19 protein-coding genes and 1 tRNA gene are annotated in these 18,427 nt (G+C 67.0%); 11 read left to right on the top strand and 9 right to left on the bottom strand.

Annotation, left to right across the window (positions count from 1 at the left end; genetic code table 11):
• Positions 1–3: 3 nt before the first annotated feature.
• Positions 4–903, bottom strand: a complete 900-nt coding sequence (locus tag IEW24_RS18025) for a LysR family transcriptional regulator (protein WP_188581158.1) — start codon at positions 901–903, stop codon at positions 4–6.
• Positions 904–1,032: 129 nt separating this feature from the next.
• Here IEW24_RS18025 and IEW24_RS18020 point away from each other — a divergent pair, with 129 nt between their 5' ends.
• Together IEW24_RS18020 and IEW24_RS18015 are read left to right on the top strand one after the other, a co-directional pair.
• The gene (locus IEW24_RS18020; protein ID WP_188581156.1) at positions 1,033–1,776 is read left to right on the top strand and encodes an SDR family oxidoreductase; all 744 of its coding nucleotides are present in this window, start codon (positions 1,033–1,035) and stop codon (positions 1,774–1,776) included.
• 38 nt (positions 1,777–1,814) lie between these two features.
• Positions 1,815–2,720, top strand: coding sequence for an SDR family oxidoreductase (locus IEW24_RS18015; protein WP_210324249.1), 906 nt, complete (start codon positions 1,815–1,817; stop codon positions 2,718–2,720).
• 48 nt (positions 2,721–2,768) lie between these two features.
• Here the strand turns inward: IEW24_RS18015 and IEW24_RS18010 are convergent, their stop codons facing one another.
• Entirely contained in the window at positions 2,769–3,728 is a 960-nt protein-coding gene (locus IEW24_RS18010) for an AEC family transporter (protein ID WP_188581152.1), read from the bottom strand.
• A 95-nt stretch (positions 3,729–3,823) separates the two neighbouring features.
• A complete protein-coding gene (locus IEW24_RS18005; RefSeq protein WP_244644521.1) occupies positions 3,824–4,624 on the bottom strand; it encodes a gamma-glutamylcyclotransferase family protein in 801 nt (266 codons plus the stop codon).
• Positions 4,625–4,782: 158 nt separating this feature from the next.
• On the opposite strand from IEW24_RS18005, the gene IEW24_RS18000 reads away from it, so the two are divergent.
• Positions 4,783–5,823 (top strand): HpcH/HpaI aldolase/citrate lyase family protein, encoded by a 1,041-nt coding sequence (locus tag IEW24_RS18000; RefSeq protein ID WP_188581150.1) that lies wholly within the window; start codon positions 4,783–4,785, stop codon positions 5,821–5,823.
• Between the two features lie 197 nt (positions 5,824–6,020).
• Positions 6,021–6,386 carry a heat shock protein HspQ gene (gene hspQ / locus IEW24_RS17995; RefSeq protein WP_244644537.1) on the top strand — a complete coding sequence of 122 codons (366 nt, stop codon included), beginning with the start codon at positions 6,021–6,023 and terminating at the stop codon, positions 6,384–6,386.
• Between the two features lie 214 nt (positions 6,387–6,600).
• Here hspQ and IEW24_RS17990 read toward each other — a convergent pair whose 3' ends face one another.
• A complete protein-coding gene (locus IEW24_RS17990; protein ID WP_188581146.1) occupies positions 6,601–7,365 on the bottom strand; it encodes an invasion associated locus B family protein in 765 nt (254 codons plus the stop codon).
• Between the two features lie 337 nt (positions 7,366–7,702).
• Between IEW24_RS17990 and IEW24_RS17985 the strand changes: the two genes are divergently transcribed.
• Positions 7,703–9,454: an extracellular solute-binding protein gene (locus tag IEW24_RS17985; RefSeq protein WP_373870086.1), complete on the top strand. Its 1,752-nt coding sequence runs from the start codon at positions 7,703–7,705 to the stop codon at positions 9,452–9,454.
• Positions 9,455–9,488: 34 nt separating this feature from the next.
• Here the strand turns inward: IEW24_RS17985 and IEW24_RS17980 are convergent, their stop codons facing one another.
• From IEW24_RS17980 to IEW24_RS17965, 4 genes are all read right to left on the bottom strand, one after another.
• Positions 9,489–10,301: an SDR family NAD(P)-dependent oxidoreductase gene (locus IEW24_RS17980; RefSeq protein WP_188581142.1), complete on the bottom strand. Its 813-nt coding sequence runs from the start codon at positions 10,299–10,301 to the stop codon at positions 9,489–9,491.
• A 138-nt stretch (positions 10,302–10,439) separates the two neighbouring features.
• Positions 10,440–10,601: a hypothetical protein gene (locus IEW24_RS17975; RefSeq protein WP_188581140.1), complete on the bottom strand. Its 162-nt coding sequence runs from the start codon at positions 10,599–10,601 to the stop codon at positions 10,440–10,442.
• A 256-nt stretch (positions 10,602–10,857) separates the two neighbouring features.
• Positions 10,858–10,933, bottom strand: a tRNA-Phe gene (locus IEW24_RS17970).
• 140 nt (positions 10,934–11,073) lie between these two features.
• Positions 11,074–11,292 carry a DUF3606 domain-containing protein gene (locus IEW24_RS17965; protein ID WP_210324245.1) on the bottom strand — a complete coding sequence of 73 codons (219 nt, stop codon included), beginning with the start codon at positions 11,290–11,292 and terminating at the stop codon, positions 11,074–11,076.
• A 371-nt stretch (positions 11,293–11,663) separates the two neighbouring features.
• Between IEW24_RS17965 and IEW24_RS17960 the strand changes: the two genes are divergently transcribed.
• The 6 genes from IEW24_RS17960 to IEW24_RS17935 all read left to right on the top strand — a co-directional run bounded on the left by IEW24_RS17960 (position 11,664) and on the right by IEW24_RS17935 (position 17,413).
• On the top strand, positions 11,664–12,320 hold the full coding sequence (locus IEW24_RS17960) for a helix-turn-helix domain-containing protein (RefSeq protein WP_188581138.1): 657 nt from the start codon (positions 11,664–11,666) through the stop codon (positions 12,318–12,320).
• Between the two features lie 102 nt (positions 12,321–12,422).
• Positions 12,423–13,322 (top strand): class II glutamine amidotransferase, encoded by a 900-nt coding sequence (locus IEW24_RS17955; RefSeq protein ID WP_188581137.1) that lies wholly within the window; start codon positions 12,423–12,425, stop codon positions 13,320–13,322.
• Positions 13,319–14,041, top strand: coding sequence for a protein glxC (locus IEW24_RS17950; protein WP_188581135.1), 723 nt, complete (start codon positions 13,319–13,321; stop codon positions 14,039–14,041). Before IEW24_RS17955 ends, IEW24_RS17950 begins: the two co-directional genes overlap by 4 nt.
• A 14-nt stretch (positions 14,042–14,055) precedes the next feature.
• Positions 14,056–15,390 (top strand): FMN-binding glutamate synthase family protein, encoded by a 1,335-nt coding sequence (locus IEW24_RS17945; protein WP_188581133.1) that lies wholly within the window; start codon positions 14,056–14,058, stop codon positions 15,388–15,390.
• Positions 15,391–15,481: 91 nt separating this feature from the next.
• A complete protein-coding gene (gene glnT, locus IEW24_RS17940; RefSeq protein WP_188581131.1) occupies positions 15,482–16,822 on the top strand; it encodes a type III glutamate--ammonia ligase in 1,341 nt (446 codons plus the stop codon).
• 204 nt (positions 16,823–17,026) lie between these two features.
• On the top strand, positions 17,027–17,413 hold the full coding sequence (locus IEW24_RS17935; RefSeq protein ID WP_188581130.1) for a tautomerase family protein: 387 nt from the start codon (positions 17,027–17,029) through the stop codon (positions 17,411–17,413).
• A gap of 12 nt (positions 17,414–17,425) precedes the next feature.
• Here the strand turns inward: IEW24_RS17935 and IEW24_RS17930 are convergent, their stop codons facing one another.
• Complete coding sequence (locus IEW24_RS17930; RefSeq protein WP_244644520.1) at positions 17,426–18,403, bottom strand: GlxA family transcriptional regulator; 978 nt, start codon at positions 18,401–18,403, stop codon at positions 17,426–17,428.
• Between the last annotated feature and the right edge of the window lie 24 nt (positions 18,404–18,427).

Raw genomic sequence — 18,427 nt, 5'->3', positions numbered from 1 at the left:
ACCTCAGGCGCGGCTGGCGCGGGCGAACTCCCGGACCAGCCAGTCGATGAACACCCGCACGCGCGGCGAGAGCTGGCGGCTGCGGGGATAGAGCAGAGAAACGGGTGTCGGTGTCGGTGGAAAATCCGCCAGCACTTCCACCAGTTCGCCTGCTCCAAGCGCCGCCTCGGCATGGTAGCGCGGCATCTGCATGAGCCCGAATCCCAGCTTCGCTGCCGCGAGCAGGCTTTCCGCCGCGTTTAGCGAAACCGTGACCGGCAGGATGATCTCCCGCACCATGTCCCCGATGGTGAATTCCAGCGGCAGCAGGCTTCCCGTGGCGGTGGAGAGGAAGCCCACCATCCGATGCCCGTCCAGCAGTTCATCGGGATGCTCCGGAACGCCGTGGGCCTCAAGATAGGAGGGCGCCGCAAGCGTGACCTCGTCCAGCAGCGCCACGCGACGGGCGATCATGTCGCTCAGCTGCGGGACGCCAACCCGCAGCACGCAGTCGAACCCCTCGCGCACAGGGTCCACGAAGCGATCGGCCTCGCCCATGAAAAAGGCGATGTCGGGATAGGTCGCGAGGAAGGCCGGCAGCCCCGGCATCAGGAAATGCCGGGCCAGCGTGCCGTGCACGTCCACCCGCAGCAAGCCCTTGGGCTTGGCACCGGCAAATGCCCCCTCCGCATCCTCCACGTCCGCGAGAATGGCAAGGCAGCGCTGGTAATAGGCCTCGCCGTCCAGCGTCGGGCTCACATGGCGCGTGGTGCGCTGGAGCAGCCGCACCCCGAGACGCGCCTCCACCTGCTTCACCGCATCGGTGACGGTCGAGCGCGGCAGGCCGAGATCGGAGGCCGCCGCCGTGAAGCTGCGGCGTTCCACAACGCGGGAAAACACCCGCATGGCGTCGAAGCGATCCATCTAACTGTTCGTTCAATCCGGATAGTGAAGCCGGATAGTGGGTGATTATAAAAGATCGGGACAGGGGAATAACCATCCTGCTGCTCATGGACGTCGCGCCAATGCGGCTCCGCAGCACGGAGACTTCCCATGACCAATACCCCACCCCCCAGGGTTGCCCTTGTTACCGGCGCCTCGCGCGGCATCGGCGCAGCCATCGCCGAACGCCTTGCCGCCGACGGCTTCACGGTGGTCATCAATTATGCCGGCAAGGCCGCGGAGGCCGAGGCGCTGGCAGCGAAGATCGAGCAGGCCGGCGGCCGGGCGCTCACCGCGCAGGCGGACGTCAGCGACGCGGACGCGGTCCGGCGCATGTTCGACGCGGCTGAAGCGGCTTTCGGCGGCATCGACGTGCTGGTGAACAATGCCGGCATCATGAAGCTCGCCGCCCTCGCCGAGGCGGACGACGCCCTCATCGACAGCCAGATCGCCATCAACCTCAAGGGCGTCATGAACACCCTGCGCGAGGCTTCCCGGCGGCTGCGCACGGGTGGGCGCATCATCAACCTGTCCTCCAGCGTGGTCGGCCTCTACCAGCCCACCTATGCCATCTACGCCGCCACCAAGGCCGGCGTGGAAGCCCTCACCCATGTCCTGGCGAAGGAGCTGCGCGGTCGCAGCATCACCGTCAATGCGGTCGCCCCCGGCCCCACCGCCACCGCGCTGTTCTTCGAAGGCAAGTCGCAGGCGCTGGTGGACCAGTTCGCCAAGCTCGCGCCGCTGGAACGCCTCGGAACGCCCGAGGACGTCGCCAACACCGTCTCCTTCCTCGCCGGCCCGGACGGCGGCTGGATCAACGGGCAGGTGCTGCGCGCCAATGGCGGCACCATCTGAGTGCGCGCCAATTTTTCATTCCGATTTTCAGGAGACACATCATGAAACAGATCGTTCTCGTCACCGGCGCATCCAGCGGTTTCGGCCGCCTCACCGCTGAGGCTCTCGCCCGCGCCGGCCACACCGTCTACGCCTCCATGCGCGACATCGCCGGGCGCAACGCCGCCAATGCGGAGGCCATGGCCAAGCTGACCCAAGAGACCGGCATCGACCTGCGCACTGTGGAACTGGACGTGCAGTCCCAGCCCTCCGTGGACAGTGCGGTGGCCGATGTGATCGCGCAGAGCGGGCGCATCGACGTGCTCGTACACAATGCCGGGCACATGGTGTTCGGCCCGGCGGAAGCCTTCACGCCGGAACAATATGCGCAGCTCTACGACGTCAACGTGCTGAGCACCCAGCGCGTGAACCGCGCCGTTCTCCCGCACATGCGTACGGCGCGCTCGGGCCTGCTGGTGTGGGTGTCGTCGAGCAGCGTCACCGGCGGCACACCGCCCTATCTCGCGCCCTATTTCGGCGCCAAGGCGGCCATGGACGCCATCGCCATCCAGTATGCCCGCGAGCTGTCGCGCTTCGGCATCGAGACCTCGATCATCGTGCCCGGCGCCTTCACCTCGGGTACCAACCATTTCGCCCATGCCGGCCATCCGGCGGATGCGTCGGTGGCGGCGGCCTATGAGGCCGGCCCCTATGCCGGCTTCGGTGACGAAGTGCAGAAGGCCTTCGCCGAGATCGTGCCGCCGGACGCAGATGTCTCAAAGGTGGCCGATGCCATCGTGACGGTGCTGGATGCGCCCTTCGGCAAGCGGCCGTTCCGTGTGCACATCGATCCCAGCGAGGACGGCGCCAATATCGGCTTCGCGGTCACGGATCGACTGCGCGCGGAGATGCTGCACCGGGTCGGCCTTGCGGACCTGCTGGTCCCGGCACGAAATGCCGGCTGAGAGACGCTGGCATCGGCGCCCTCTCTCCCGAGCGGGTGCCGCTCTGCGTCAGTGGAAGAGATGCAGCGGCAGCATGTGCTGCTGGATGAGGTAGAGCAGGCCCGTAACGGTGGCCACGGACAGCACAGTGCCCACCAGCACGCCGGCCGAGGCTTCCTCCACATAGGTGCCGTACTGCTTGGCGAGGATGAAGCAGTTCAGCGCCGGCGGCAGGGCCGCCATCAGCACCACCGTCTCCACCCAGCGATCAGCGAACGGGCCGAAGGCGCCGTAGACGGTCAGCGCGATCATGGGCTGCACAAGCAGCTTCAGCGCCAGCAGCGGCGGCAGTTCGACCGGCACCCGCTTGAGCGGCCGCAGGGCCACCGTGACGCCCAGCGTGAACAGGGCGCAGGGGGCGGCGGCATTGCGCAGGAAATCCAGCATGCGGTCGAGGGCGGCGGGCGGATGCACGTCGAAGGCCGCCGACAGCACGCCGAGGAAGGTGGCGATGTTGAATGGATGGGTGAGAACCCGCTTCAGCACCGTGAGCAGCACGGTGCCGAAATGCCCCTCGCGCCTCTGGATGGCCACCAGCATCGGCACCAGGGTGAAGAACAGCAGGGCATCGCAGGTGAAGACGATGGCCACCGGCGTCGCCGCATCAGGCCCGATGGCCGCCAGCGCCAGCCCCGGTGCCATATAGCCCACATTGGCATAGGCACCGACGGTGGTGGCGACACCCGCCTCTGCCGCATTCCCCCGCCGCAGCCACAGCGACACCGCCAGCGCCAGCGCCGCCGTGATGGCGGTGGATGTCACCGCCGCGAGGATGAAGCGCGCGTTGGCCAGTTCGTGGAACGGCGTCTGCGAGACGATGCGATAGAATAGCGCCGGCAGCGCCACGTAGATGATGAAGAAGGACAGCCAGGCGAGCCCCTCTTCCGGCAGCCGCACGAAGTGCCCGCACGCGAAGCCGAGGAAGATCAGGCCAAAGAAGGGAAAGGCGAGGCCGAACAGGTCCGTCATGTCGCCGCAGAAACAACGACGTTCGCTGCGCCGCCGCAAGACACTGCCGACGCAGAACGCGCCGGCAAGCTATGCAGTGTGCACTGCGGTAGAGATCAGGGCCGGGCCGTTTCCGGCTTTGGCGCGGGTGCTAGTCCGTCCCCGGGTCGCATCAGGCGTCGGACGGCGTACTCCTCGCTATAGAGCCGCTCCCGGAAGGCCGCCTCCGACTGCGGCGTGCGCGCCAGCAGGCGGTCGATGGCTCCGGCTGCGGGGTTGGCGACCCACGGGCGGCGTGCCGTCACCCGGTCATCCAGCCAGAAGGCGCTCCAGCCGAAGGTGGTCTCGATCACCTCGCGTGCGAACGCCTCGCCATAGCCGAGCGCCCCGCCCAGCACGAGGTCCACATAGGACTGCACGATGGGATGGGCGGCATCGGGCTCGGGGGCCTTCTCGCCGGCCTTGGGCACATAGATCCAGAGGGTCCCCTGCTCCGGCAGGCGCAGCCAGGAAAGCGACTCGACCATGGCGTTCGGTACCGCCACCCGGTCATAGCCGGACTCGCGCCGGTCGAAGCGCGGCAGCGTGTCCGCATCCACGGGGAACAGCACGCAGTTGATGGGCGCGGCAGGGCGCAGATCCTCGCCCTTCGCGAGACCGAGCGCCGTCCAGCCCCGCCCCCGCACATTCCAGACCCGCCGATAGCCAAACGCCGCGGACACACGCACCGGCACCGCATCGAGCTTGGTGCCGGCCGTGCCCTCGCGCGATGCGGTATCGATCAGGCTGCCGTAGCCGAGCAGGAATTCGGTCGGCTTCTCCGGCGCCCGTCCGGTCTGCGCGGATGCGGCCCGCATCCCTGCAGCCCCCGCTCCCGCCGCCACCAGCCCCGCCAGCACGTCCCGTCTTGAAAGCAAAACTCGATCTCCCTGTCCGAGGCCGGCACGCTACGCCCTGCGGCCACCGGGTCAAGGCGGACACCGCGCTGCGAAACATCGCGTTGCGTGGCAACCCGACGCTTGCCGGGCACGCGCCGCCTGTCCATGCTGCGATCACAACAAGGGGAGGACACCACATGAAGCTGCCGCGCAACTTCTTCAAGCCGCTCGCCATCGGCGCGCCTGCGCCCTACCGCGAACTGCCCGTGCGGCTGGAGCGCATGATTCATTTCGTGCCGCCGCATCTGGAGAAGATCCGCGCCAAGGTGCCGGACCTCGCAGGCCAGGTGGACGTGGTCCTCGGCAATCTGGAGGACGCCATCCCCATCGACGCCAAGGAGGCGGCGCGCAGCGGCTTCATCGAGCTGGCCAAGGCGGTGAACTTCGGCACCACGGGTCTGTGGACCCGCATCAATGCCCTCAACAGCCCGTGGGCACTGGACGACATCCGCGAGATCGTGGGCGCGGTGGGTGACAAGCTGGACGTGATCATGCTGCCCAAGGTGGATGGGCCGTGGGACATCCATTATCTCGACCAGTTGCTGGCCCAGCTGGAAGCGAAGCACAGCGTCTCCAAGCCCATTCTCATCCACGCCATCCTAGAGACCGCCGAGGGCGTGAAGAATGTGGAGGCGATCGCCGCCGCCTCTCCGCGCATGCACGGCATGAGCCTCGGCCCCGCGGATCTCGCCGCCTCCCGTGCCATGAAGACCACCCGCGTCGGCGGCGGGCATCCCGACTACAAGGTGCTGGCCGACCCCGATGGCGATGCGCCGCGCGTGGGCTACCAGCAGGATCTCTGGCACTACACGGTCGGCAAGATGGTGGATGCCTGCGCCGCCAGCGGCATCAAGCCCTTCTACGGCCCGTTCGGCGACTTCTCCGATGGCGCCGCCTGCGAGAGCCAGTTCCGCAACGCCTTCCTGCAGGGCTGCGTCGGGGCCTGGTCGCTCCACCCCAGCCAGATCGACATCGCCAAGCGCGTGTTCAGCCCCGATCCCGGTGAAGTCGCCTTCGCGGTAAAGATTCTGGATGCCATGCCCGATGGTGCGGGCGCGGTGATGATCGACGGCAAGATGCAGGACGACGCCACCTGGAAGCAGGCCAAGGTGATTGTGGACCTCGCGCGTATCGTGGCCGACAAGGACAAGGATCTCGCCGCCGTCTATGGGCTGTGAATCCCGCACGGCCCGCGCAGGCACCATCATGGTAAATAGGTGGTGAAAACGGTCACATTGCGATATGTGACGGGCGAAGCAGTGACGGTTGAGAATGACGAGGGATTGAGCGGATGGCGCGGACGGTGAAGGAACAGGCGCAGACGGATCGGTCGGGCACCAAGGCCCGGGCGGCGCGTCGGTCCCTGCCCGTGGCGCTGGCGGCCGCGCACGAATCCCACCACGAAACCGAGAACCGCACCCGCCTTGCCAAGTTCCGCATCGGGGAAGTGGTGCGCCATCGCCACTTCCCGTTCCGGGGCGTGGTGTTCGATGTGGACCCGGTCTTCGACAATACCGAGGAATGGTACCAGTCCATCCCCGAGGAGATCCGTCCGCGCAAGGACCAGCCGTTCTACCACCTGCTGGCCGAGAATGCGGACAATGAGTATGTGGCCTATGTGTCGGAGCAGAATCTGGAGCTCGACACGTCCAACGAGCCGGTGCGCCATCCGCGCGTTGCCGAAGCGCTGGCCGAGGACGGAACCGGCGGCTGGCGCGTGCGGCGCGACCTGCTGAACTGATCGGCTTCAGCCGCCCGGCTCTTCCAGCACCCAACACAATACAAAAGGGGCGATCGGCAAGATCGCCCCTTTTGTCGTTACAGCGGCTAAGGAGCCGGATGGTGTGCCCCGGCGGAAGAGCCGCCGGGTTGCCCGCTGTCTCTCCGGCCCGCCCAAACGAAAACGGCCCGCCGGGAGGCGGGCCGTTTCCGTGTTCGAACCTGATACGGAAGGATCAGGGCTTGGCGGGCGCAGCCGGAGCGGCGGGCGCAGCGCCAGCAGCCGGAGCGGCCTGACCGTTGCCCTGAGCGGCAGCGCGCTCTTCCATCATCTTCTGGGCGCGCTTCTGCAGCTCTTCGGCCAGCTTCTGGCGCTCGGCGGCGACCACGTTCGGGTCGGACGGCGGGCCGTCATAGGCCTTGGCGAAGTCCTTGCCCGGGATCACGAAGTTGAGCGTGCGACCGCCCATCTGCAGCGCCTGGATGGTGATGTTCTGCGACTTCTTGAGCTTGTTCACGAAGTCCGCATTCACGTCCAGGCTGGCGAAGCAGCCGTTGGGGAAGCAGATTTCGTACTTCAGCGACATCGGCTGTTCCTTGTCGATGACGACGCGGGTGCCGGGCTGCAGCAGCATGCCAACGGGGACGGAGACGATGAACTTCTTGTTCGGATCGTCCTTCATCTCGCGGATCGCGGCGGAGGCCAGCGGCTGGCCGGTTTCAGCCGTGAAATCCTGCGTGGTCATGCAGATTTCTTTTTTCGAGGCCTGATCGGTGCCGCACACCTTGGTCCAGGGCGTGTTGATGCCCGGCACGGCGACGGACTGAGGACCGGCCTGCTGCGCCTGCGGCTGTGCGGGAGCGGGCTGCGCCTGAGCCGGCTTGGCCGGCGCGGGCTTGGCCGGAGCCGCATTCTGTGCCCAGGCTCCGCCAGCGACACCGAGCGTGATCGCGGCAACGGCAAGCGCGCTCGCGCGACGCAGAGTGGTGGCTGTTGTCATTCCCAAATCTTCCCCGTGAATGCCTGATCCCAGGCGCGCGACTCAACGCAGAGGCGCGCGATTTCACCTCGTAACGCCGCTCTGTTCGGTGTCAATTGAGGCAAGACCGAGGCCGCTGCAACGCGCCCGGCACGCATGTGGTGCCTGACGTGCTACCTTGCCCAAGAATGCGGCCTAGCCGAGACAGCGTGGCAGAAAAGGTGCAGGCGGGTGAATGGCAGAAACTGATCGACCCCGCAATGCCAATTCCGCCCGTGCCGCAGCGTCGTTATTGCCGCCGCGCCCCCGGCAATATTTGGAAGCCCTCCAGCCTGTTCTACGGCTGTTGGCGCTGCTGGTGGCATTGGCCTCTGGCGCAGTGGTCCCCGCCTCTGCTCAACAGCACGCGCTCGCCATGCAGGGCACGCCCGACATGGCGGCGGACTTCACCCATTTCGACTATGTGAACCCCGATGCGCCGAAGGGCGGCCGCCTGTCGCTGTCGGCACTGGGCACGTTCGACAGCCTCAACCCCTTCGTGGTGCGCGGTTCGGCCACGCCCTTCGTGCGCGCCTATGTGTTCGAGAGCCTGCTGGTGCGCAGCTATGACGAGCCCTTCACGCTCTACGGCCTTCTCGCGCGCACGGTGAAAACCGACGACGAACGCAGCTTCGTGGAGTTCGAGATCGACCCGCGCGCGCGCTTCTCCGACGGCACGCCGGTGACGGCGGACGACGTGCTCTTCTCCTTCGGCCTGCTGCGCGACAAGGGGCGGCCGAACATGCGCCTCTATTACGGCAAGGTGGCCAGCGCGACGGCGGACGGCAGCCGTGTGCGCTTCACCTTCACGGAACCGGATCGCGAGCTGCCGCTCATCATGGGCCTGATGCCGGTGCTGCCCCGCCACGCCGTGGACGCCGCCACCTTCGACCAGACCAGCCTGACGCCCCCTGTCGGCTCCGGCCCCTACACGGTGGCGCAGGTGGAGGCGGGCAGCGCGGTGACGCTGAAGCGCAACCCCGACTATTGGGCGAAAGACCTGCCGGTGACGCGCGGCCTGTTCAATTTCGACGAGCTGCGCTTCACCTACTTCCGCGATGCCAACACCGAATTCGAGGCCTTCCGGCGCGGCCTCATCGATGCCCGCTTCGAGACCGATCCCGGCCGCTGGCAGACCGGCTACGACTTTCCCGCCGTGCGCAACGGGCAGGTGGTGAAGGAGAGCATCCCCAACGGTCTGCCGAAGCCGCATTATGCGCTGGTGTTCAACACCCGCCGGCCGGTGTTCGCGGACGTGCGGGTGCGCCGGGCGATCATCGAGCTGTTCGACTTCGAATGGCTGGACCGCAACTTCTACTACAATCTCTACAATCGCACGGCCGGCTTCTTCGACGGCTCCGACCTCTCCAGCCTCGGCCGCAAGGCCAATGCCGCGGAACTCGCCTTGCTGGGTCCGCATCACGGGGAGCTGCGGCCGGACGTGATGGACGGCACCTACCGGCCGCCCGCCGCAGACGGCTCCGGCCGCGACCGCAAGCAGCTGAAGGCAGCCCTCGCCTTGTTCGCGCAGGCGGGCTGGCAGCTGAAGGACGGCAAGCTGCGCCGCGTCGGCTCGGACGAGACGTTCGGCTTCGAGATCATGGTGACGAGCCGCGAGCAGGAACGCCTCGCACTGGGCTTCGCCTCGCAGATGCAGCGGGCGGGCATGCGGGTGGATGTGCGGGTGGTGGACGCGGTGCAGTTCGATGCCCGGCGCAATGCCTATGACTTCGACATGGTGCCCTTCACCTGGACGCAGTCCCTCTCGCCGGGCAATGAGCAGGCCTTCTATTTCGGCTCCGCCGCCGCCGACATGCCGGGCACCCGCAACTATATGGGCGCCAAGTCACCTGCCGTGGATGCGGCCATCGCCGCACTGATGGCCGCGCGCAGCGAGGACGACGTGACCGCCGCCGCGCGCGCTCTTGACCGGGCGCTCATCTCCGGCGCCTACGGGGTGCCACTGTTCCACGCGCCGGGCCAGTGGCTGGCACGCTGGATCCGCATCGCCCATCCGGCGCGCCCCTCGCTCTATGGCACGCTGCCGGAGACGTGGTGGCGGGCGCGGTGACGCGGGCGGGCCGATGGCCTGCCCGCGCGGGTACTCAGCTCTTCATGTAATCGGCGAACGCATCCTGCCAGTCCGGATGCCAGCGCGAGAGTGCGGGGCGGTTCCCGATCACGTCGCCCATGGCCCAGGCCATGCGCTTCTCGTCCATCTCACGGGTCACATCGTTGTCGGGGCAGAGGATGTAGAAGTCGCCCTCCGCCATGCGCTCGAACATGAAGTCCACCACCTGCTCGGCCGTCCAGGCGCCGGCCGGCTTCTCGGCGGCCTTGGTGAGGCCGGTGAAGGTGTAGCCGGGAATGAGCAGGTGCGCGGTGATGCGCTCGCCGACCTGCTGGCGCAGGGTATGTGCAAGGCCCTCGGTCAGCGCCTTCACGGCCGACTTGCTGACGTTATAGGCGGTGTCACCGGGCGGCTGGGTGATGCCCTGCTTGGAGCCGGTGTTGATGACGATACCCGGCCTGTCGCCCGCCACCATGGCCGGCAGGAAGGCCTGCACGCCGTGCAGCACACCGAACAGGTTCACGCCCAGCAGGCGCTCCCAATTCTCCGGGCTTGCCAGCACATCGCCGCCATCGCCGATGGCGGCATTGTTCATGAGCACCGACACAGCACCGAAGCGTGCACGGATTTCTTCCGCCAGCCGCTCCATGGCCGATCGGTCGGCAACATCGACGATGAAGGGCGCCGCCTTGCCGCCAAGACTGCCTGCGGCCACCCGCACACTGTCCGAGCGATCAACAAGGCAGACCTGCATGCCGGCGGCGGCGAACTTCTTCGCGGCCGCAAGGCCGATGCCGCCGGCAGCTCCCGTAACCACCGCGACATTGCCCGGAGAAATGGCGTTCATGTGCCGACCTTTCGCTGCTGCCGTATCCTGCCGCCGGATATGAGCCCGCCATCCGGTGGGCGCAAGTCAGGGGCGGGACGGCGGAGGACGGCGGAGGACGGCGCGGGCCTCACGGCCCGCACGTTGGCGAACGCGGGATCAGAATTGCTCGGGCTTCGGCTCGTAAGGCATGAGCAGGCCACCGGCGACCTTGTCGAGCTGCTCTTCGGAGAGCGGCTGCGCGGTCTCGGCCTTCGCCGGGGTCTCGGGCGACTCGGCGGCCGGCGCTACGGCGTCCTTCGGCTCGGTTCCTTCGGTCATGATAATCCCCACTTCGCTATCAGACGGCGCAAGAACGGTAGCTTAAAACCGAATTGCGGGAAACGCCGTCGAGGCACCGTTCTGTCTTGAGGCGAAGAATGACACGCCCTGCCATGGGCCGGCGGAGCGGGATCGCTCCTGAAACAGAGGCGAGATCACCGGCAGAGGGAAAACGGCACGAAGCACGCCCTCACCTTGCCGAAGGTGTGGGGCAAAAATCCAGAAAATGTGGGATTTCAGTCGCTTAGAAAGCGAATGGTGCCCGGGGACGGAGTCGAACCGCCGACACTGCGATTTTCAGTCGCATGCTCTACCAACTGAGCTACCCGGGCGCCGCATCCGGTCAGTGACCAGATGGGATCGGCTGTATAGAAGGTCCGATCCGGCCTGTCCATAGGGGGCAAACCGACAAGGCACAGCCTGTGGATAGAGCCCTGCCGGAGGCCCCCTCCCCTACGCCCGGCGCGCTGTCTCAGCCGCGCTTCAGGCGGCGCGCGGCGGCCATGAGGGTGGAGCGGTGGGGGCCGTGCTGGCGGATCAGAAGCCGGGCCTGTTCGCGGGAGATACCGGCCGCCTTGGCGAAATAGGCGATCTCATGCCCATCGTCCCCGGCTTCGATGAACCCCACGGGTGCGGACGCCAGAGGCGTGGAAGCAAAAGAGTCGGCGACTTCGCCATGGTCCATGTACATCCGCGTTGCTCCTTCAGGCAGAGGCTGAACGCGGATCGGGATTATCGGTTCCAGACCGTACCCGCGCCACGATCACTTTGCGCTCCGAAGCTTTCGCGTGGATCGCACCGAATCGGCATCCATTGCCCCATTCCGACACAGAATAGGCACTGGATGACTACACAAATGCGACACCGCAAGACTTGGAGAGCATAGCGTAAAGCATGCCCCGATGACGCAAGAGCGTCTTGCGGATCTGCCCGCCCGTGCCGCCGTTTGCACTCCTGCACGCATAGGTGTCTTCTTGCGCCGGACGAGGGCGCCCGTCGCGGAACGTGCTCCATCACAATGATGGAGGCTGATTCAGTGGCCAGGCTCTGGAGGGGGACAGCGTGGCGGAGCGGAAGATCAAGGCGACCGAAGAGGGCGAGGCTGCATCCCTGACCACCGGCTCGGGCGCGCCCGAGGCCGGAGCCACCAGCCTTGAACAGGCCCTCGGCATCCAGGTCCGCGCCGTGCGGCGCGAGCTGGACCTGACGGTCTCGGACCTCGCCAGCGCCGCAGGCATCTCGGTGGGCATGCTCTCCAAGATCGAGAACGGGCAGATCTCCCCGTCCCTCAGCACCCTGCAGGCGGTGGCGCGGGCGCTGAACGTGCCGATCACCGCCCTGTTCTCAGCCTTCGAGGAGCGGCGCGACTGCTCCTATGTGCGCGCCGGCCAGGGCGTGGTCATCGAGCGGCGCGGCACCAAGGTGGGCCATCAGTATGAGCTGCTGGGCCACGGGCTCGGCGGCGATGTGGCGGTGGAACCCTATCTCATCACCCTCACCGAGGAAGCCGTGCCCTACACCGGCTTCCGCCATGGCGGGGTGGAGTTCATCTACATGCTCTCCGGCGAGGTGGTCTATCGCCACGGCGACCGCTCCTACCACCTGCGGCCGGGCGATTCCCTGATGTTCGACAGCGCCGCCGCCCATGGGCCGGAAACACTGATCCAGCGGCCGATGACCTACCTCTCCATCATCGTCTATCCGCGCACCAACAGCTGAATGAGAATTTTCCTAGAGAGAAAATTTTATTCTCCTGATTGACGACCCTCCTGCGGCGTCGTAGCACTTGCCCATGGCCCTTCGGGGCGTGGGAGGTGTGCCATGTGCGGCATTGTCGGAATCTTCTTGAAGGACCCCAAGCTGGAGCCCCAGCTCGGGCAGATGTTGGCTTCCATGCTGTGCGTCATGACCGACCGCGGCCCGGACAGCGCGGGCTTCGCGGTCTATGGCAACGGCAAGGCCGATCATGTGAAGCTCTCGCTGCGCGCCGTCGAAGGCTATGATTTCGCAGCTCTGGCCGACGGCCTCTCCACCACTGCCGGCGGCAAGCCCGCCCTTTCGGTGCGCTCCACCCACGCCGTGATCGAAGTGCCCGCCGCCAAGGAAGCGGATGTCCGCGCGGCGCTCGCCGCGCAGTATCCGGACGTCGCCGTCGTCGGCGCCGGCAGCCGCATGGAGATCTTCAAGGAAGTGGGCCTGCCGAAGAATGTGGCGGCGCGCTTCGACCTCGCCAAGATGAGCGGCACCCACGGCATCGGCCACACCCGCATGGCCACCGAGAGCGCTGTGACCACCGCCGGCGCCCACCCCTTCTCCACCGGCGTGGACCAGTGCTTGGTGCACAATGGCTCGCTGTCGAACCATAACGACCTGCGCCGCAATCTCACCCGCGAGGGCCTGACCTTCGCCACCCAGAACGACAGCGAAGTGGCTGCCGCCTATCTGACGTGGCGCATGCAGCAGGGCGCCTCGCTCGGCGAGGCCCTGAAGGCCGGCCTCGATGATCTCGACGGCTTCTTCACCTTCGTGGTGGGCACCGAGAGCGGCTTCGGCGTGCTGCGCGATCCCATCGCCTGCAAGCCCGCCGTGATGGCCGAGACCGACCAGTATGTGGCGTTCGGTTCCGAATACCGCGCCCTCGTCGATCTGCCCGGCATCGAGAATGCCAAGGTGTTCGAGCCCGAACCCGCCACCGTCTATTTCTGGGACCGCGCAGCATGAACGCCCAAACCAATCTCAAGGCCGCGCCGGACGAGACCTTCGACCTCGGCGCCAACCCGCTGCGCGAGCTGAACGGCGCCCTGCACAAGGCCGGTGTCGAGACCAACGCCCGCCGCTGGCTGGTGGCCAATCCCAACGGCCGCCATGCCGTCGCGTGCGGCATCAACGCCCCGCTGGACGTCACCATCGCCGGGCACGTGGGCTATTACTGCGCCGGCATGAACCAGCAGGCCCGCGTCATCATCGAGGGCAATGCCGGTGTCGGCGTCGCCGAGAACATGATGAGCGGCTTCGTGCATGTGAAGGGCGACGCCAGCCAGGCGGCCGGCGCCACCGCGCACGGCGGCATGCTGCTGATCGACGGCAATGCGGGTGCCCGCTGCGGCATCTCCATGAAGGGCGTCGACATCATCGTGAAGGGCTCCATCGGCCACATGAGCGCCTTCATGGGTCAGGCCGGCAGCCTGATCGTGTTCGGCGATGCGGGCGATGCTTTGGGCGACAGCCTCTATGAGGCCAAGCTCTTCGTGCGCGGCACGGTGAAGAGCCTCGGCGCCGACTGCATCGAGAAGGAGATGCGGGACGAGCACAAGGCGCATCTCGCCGAGAAGCTCAAGGCCGCCGGCCTTGAAGGCAGCATCGATATCTCCGAGTTCAAGCGCTACGGCTCGGCCCGTCGCCTCTACAACTTCCACATCGACAATGTCGATGCGTACTGAGGACTGACAGCATCATGTCCGCGCACAACAACGTGCCCCGCACCCTGCCCCGCTTCTCCAACACGTTTGATCCGCACACGCTGTCGGAGATCCGCCGCGCCGCCGCGACCGGCATCTACGACATCCGTGGCGCCGGCACCAAGCGCAAGCTGCCCCACTTCGACGACCTGCTGTTCCTCGGCGCCTCCATCTCGCGCTACCCGCTGGAAGGCTATCGCGAGAAGTGCGGCACCGACGTGGTGCTCGGCACACGCTTCGCCAAGAAGCCCATCCACCTGAAGACCCCGGTGACGATCGCCGGAATGAGCTTCGGCTCACTCTCCGCCAACGCCAAGGACGCGCTGGGCCGCGGCGCCTCGGCCATGGGCACCTCCACGACCACCGGCGACGGCGGCATGACGCCGGAGGAGCGCGGCTCCTCCAAGACGCTGGTCTATCAGTATCTGCCCTCGCGCTACGGCATGAACCCGGACGATCTGCGCAAGGCGGACGCCATCGAGGTGGTGATCGGCCAGGGCGCCAAGCCCGGCGGCGGCGGCATGCTGCTCGGCCAGAAGATCACCGAGCGCGTGGCCGGCATGCGCACACTGCCCGCCGGCATCGACCAGCGCTCGGCCTGCCGCCATCCCGACTGGACCGGCCCCGATGATCTTGAGATCAAGATCGAGGAGCTGCGCGAGCTGACCGACTGGGAAAAGCCCATCTATGTGAAGGTCGGCGCCTCCCGCCCCTATTACGACATCTCGCTGGCCGTGAAGTCCGGCGCGGACGTGGTGGTGCTGGACGGCATGCAGGGCGGCACGGCGGCGACGCAGGACGTGTTCATCGAGCACGTGGGCCTGCCCATCCTCGCCGCCATCCGCCCCGCCGTGCAGGCGCTGAAGGATCTGGGCATGCATCGCAAGGTGCAGCTCATCGTCTCCGGCGGCATCCGCAGCGGCGCCGACGTGGCGAAGGCGCTTGCACTCGGTGCCGACGCGGTGGCCATCGGCACCGCCGCCCTCGTGGCGCTGGGCGACAACGATCCGTCCTACGAGGAAGAATATCAGAAGCTCGGCACCACCGCCGGTGCCTATGACGACTGGCACGAGGGCAAGGATCCGGCGGGTATCACCACGCAGGATCCCCTCCTCTCCGCGCGGCTCGACCCGGTGAAGGCCGGCCGCCGGCTCGCCAACTATCTGGCGGTGATGACGCTGGAGGCGCAGACCATCGCCCGCGCCTGCGGCAAGAGCCACCTGCACAATCTCGAGCCGGAGGACCTCGTGGCCCTCACCATCGAGGCGTCCGCCATGGCTGGCGTGCCGCTTGCAGGCACCGAGTGGATTCCGGGCAAGGGCGGCTACTGATCGCTCAACCCAACCACGCCGCCCCTTCGCCGGGGCGGCGTGTCTGAAAACTTCAAGACCTCTTCCAGATCCATAATGAGGGAACATATACATGGCCCGGTTGCCCAAGAAGGAGGCGGCCAGCACCGCCGCCGCCATTGACCTTGAGGCGGTCGCGCAGGAGCGCGGCATCAAGTATTTCCTGATCTCCTACGTGGACCTGTTCGGCGGCCTGCGTGCCAAGCTGGTGCCCACCGCCGGCATTGCCGAGATGCAGAAGAACGGCGCGGGCTTCGCCGGCTTCGCCACGTGGCTCGACATGTCGCCGGCCGACCCGGACCTGTTCGCGGTGCCGGATCCGTCCTCGCTGATCCAACTGCCCTGGAACCCGGAAGTGGCCTGGCTCGCCTCCGACCTCGTCATGGGCGGCAAGCCGGTGGCGCAGGCGCCCCGTCAGGTGCTGAAGGAGCAGCTCGCGAAGGCGGCCGCCCTCGGCTACGAGATGAAGAGCGGCGTGGAGTGCGAATACTTCCTCACCAATCCCGACGGCTCGGCCATCTTCGATGGTGCCGACACGGCGGTGAAGCCCTGCTACGACCAGTCGGCTTTGATGCGCCAGTATGCGGTCATCAAGGAGATCTGCGACAGCATGCTGTCGCTGGGCTGGGGCGCCTACCAGAACGACCATGAGGACGCCAACGGCCAGTTCGAGATGAACTGGAACTACGGCAATGCCCTCATCACTGCCGACCGGCACGTGTTCTTCAAATACATGGTGAAGACGCTGGCCGAGAAGCACGGCATGCGCGCCACCTTCATGCCGAAGCCCTTCATCAACCTCACTGGCTCGGGCTGCCACGTGCATGTGTCCATGTGGGGCAAGAACGGCAACGCCTTCGCCGATCCGAAGGGCGATCTGGGCGTCTCCCAGCTCGGCTACCACTTCATCGGCGGCCTGATCCACAATGCGGACGCGCTGTGCGCCCTCACCAATCCCACGGTGAACTCCTACAAGCGCATCAACGCCCCGCGCACCGTCTCCGGCGCTACCTGGGCCCCGAACACCGTGACCTACACCGGCAACAACCGCACCCACATGATCCGCATTCCGGACGCGGGCCGGTTCGAGTTCCGCCTCGCCGACGGCGCGGCGAACCCCTACCTGTTGCAGGCCGGCGTGCTGGCGGCGGGCCTCGACGGCATCGCCAATGAGCGCGATCCCGGCAAGCGGCTCGACATCAACATGTACACCGAGGGCCACAAGGTGCGCGGCGCCAAGCGCCTCCCCTTGAACCTGCTGGATGCCATGCGCGCGCTGGAGAAGTCCCGCGTGCTGCGTGACGGCCTCGGCTCCGAACTGGTGGACGGCTATCTCAAGCTGAAGACCGAAGAGTGGAACGCCTATTCGCGCCACCTCACCCAGTGGGAGCGCGACACCACGCTCGATATCTGAGCGCGGCTTCCAAAGCCTCGCCCGACACGGTTCGGGCGGCGTCGCCGCCCCTCATGGTTCCGCCGCCCTTCCCTGCCCCGACCGGCTCAACCGGCCGGGGCATTTTCATATGAGGCCGTGGCGCCATGACCCGCCCGGATGCTCCTTGAGGCTACGCTCATTTCGTGCACACTGGTCACGGGATCGTCAGTGCGGGAAGCGTCCATGCCATCCGTTCGCATCGCCACCGGGGACTGGGCCACGGGTCAGGAACTGGCCGTCATCGAGGCCGTCCAGTCCGCCATGCTGAGCACGCTGAAGATTCCCGACTGGGATCGCGATGTGGTGCTGGATCTCTACCCACCGACCCGCCGCATCGTGCCCGGCGACCGCTCCGAGCGCTTCACCCGCGTCGAGGTCACACTGTTCGCCGGCCGTTCCATCGAGGCCAAGCGCGCGCTCTACAAGGCGCTGGTCGCCAATCTCGCGGCGCTCGGCGTGCCGGAGGGCGAAATCAAAATCATCCTCATCGAAGTGCCGCGCGAGAACTGGGGTCTGCGCGGCGGCCTGCCCGCCTCGGAGATCGAACTGAGCTTCAAGGTGGACGTCTGAACCGATCCGGCTTTAGGCCCCTCCCGCCCGGCTGCCCCGCTCCCCCGTTGGCGAGAGGCCGAAGCGGGCCTTGTAGGCGCGGGAAAAATGGCTGGTGGAGACGAAGCCCGTCGCCATGGCCACTTCCGCCACCGGCAGCGCGGTCTGGCGCAGCAGGGAGCGGGCACGGTCCAGCCGAAGGCTGAGATAGTGCCCGCCGACGCTCTCCCCCACATGGTCCGCGAACAGCCGCTCCAGCTGGCGCACGGAGATGCCGGCGCCGCGCGCCAGCTCCTCGCGGGAGGCGGGCTCCTCCAGCCGCTTTTCCATCTCTGCCAGCACCGCCAGAACCTTGGCATTGCCGATGCCGAACCGCTCGCGCGGCGCCATGCGCTGGGCACCAGAGGCGGGCCGCGCATGGGTGCGCAGGAACCATTCGGACACCGCATTGGCGAGCACCGGCCCGTGGTCGCGGGCGATCAGGTCAGTCATCATGTCCAGCGTCGCGATGCCGCCGGCGCACGTCACACGGTCGCGGTCGATCTCATAGAGCGTGCGGCGCACGTCGAGATCGGGAAATTCCTCCGTGAAGGCCGGCACATGCTCCCAATGCACCGTGCAGCGATGCCCTTCCAGCACACCGGCGCGGGCCAGCGCATACGGCCCGCCGGAGACACCCGCCAGCATGACGCCGCGTGCCGCCAGCCGGCGCAGGAAGGTGAAGGTGGGCTTGTGCCGGAAGCGGGCCGGATTGCCGCCCGCCACCGCCACCACCGCATCGAGATCCAGCGTGTCTCCCACCTTCTCGTCCACGGCGATGGCCACCCCGTTGGAAGCCCGCACAGGCTGCCCATCGGGGGAAATGTGCCGCCAGCGATAGAGGTCACGTCCCGAGAGGGCGTTGGCGGCCCGCAGCGGCTCGATGGCCGAGGCATAGGTGAGCAGCGCGAAGTCCGGCAGCAGCAGGAATCCATAGGTGCGCGGGCCGGCGGTGCTCACACTCAAGATCACGAAGCTGTCCTTTCGGGAAGCAAT

This window comes from Azorhizobium oxalatiphilum (assembly GCF_014635325.1).
In the GTDB taxonomy this organism is placed as follows: Bacteria; Pseudomonadota; Alphaproteobacteria; order Rhizobiales; family Xanthobacteraceae; genus Azorhizobium; species Azorhizobium oxalatiphilum.
Note: the sequence above shows the minus strand (reverse complement) of the source record. Positions and strands in the feature narration are given on the sequence as shown.

Bases quoted from the DNA above. Each gene is read 5' to 3' on its own strand.
- IEW24_RS18025 (WP_188581158.1), bottom strand. From the start codon at position 903: ATGGATCGCTTCGACGCCATGCGGGTGTTTTCCCGCGTTGTGGAACGC.
- IEW24_RS18020 (WP_188581156.1), top strand. From the start codon at position 1,033: ATGACCAATACCCCACCCCCCAGGGTTGCCCTTGTTACCGGCGCCTCG.
- IEW24_RS18010 (WP_188581152.1), bottom strand. From the start codon at position 3,728: ATGACGGACCTGTTCGGCCTCGCCTTTCCCTTCTTTGGCCTGATCTTC.
- IEW24_RS18000 (WP_188581150.1), top strand. From the start codon at position 4,783: ATGAAGCTGCCGCGCAACTTCTTCAAGCCGCTCGCCATCGGCGCGCCT.
- IEW24_RS17990 (WP_188581146.1), bottom strand. From the start codon at position 7,365: ATGACAACAGCCACCACTCTGCGTCGCGCGAGCGCGCTTGCCGTTGCC.
- IEW24_RS17980 (WP_188581142.1), bottom strand. From the start codon at position 10,301: ATGAACGCCATTTCTCCGGGCAATGTCGCGGTGGTTACGGGAGCTGCC.
- IEW24_RS17975 (WP_188581140.1), bottom strand. From the start codon at position 10,601: ATGACCGAAGGAACCGAGCCGAAGGACGCCGTAGCGCCGGCCGCCGAG.
- IEW24_RS17965 (WP_210324245.1), bottom strand. From the start codon at position 11,292: ATGTACATGGACCATGGCGAAGTCGCCGACTCTTTTGCTTCCACGCCT.
- IEW24_RS17955 (WP_188581137.1), top strand. From the start codon at position 12,423: ATGTGCGGCATTGTCGGAATCTTCTTGAAGGACCCCAAGCTGGAGCCC.
- IEW24_RS17950 (WP_188581135.1), top strand. From the start codon at position 13,319: ATGAACGCCCAAACCAATCTCAAGGCCGCGCCGGACGAGACCTTCGAC.
- IEW24_RS17945 (WP_188581133.1), top strand. From the start codon at position 14,056: ATGTCCGCGCACAACAACGTGCCCCGCACCCTGCCCCGCTTCTCCAAC.
- glnT (WP_188581131.1), top strand. From the start codon at position 15,482: ATGGCCCGGTTGCCCAAGAAGGAGGCGGCCAGCACCGCCGCCGCCATT.
- IEW24_RS17935 (WP_188581130.1), top strand. From the start codon at position 17,027: ATGCCATCCGTTCGCATCGCCACCGGGGACTGGGCCACGGGTCAGGAA.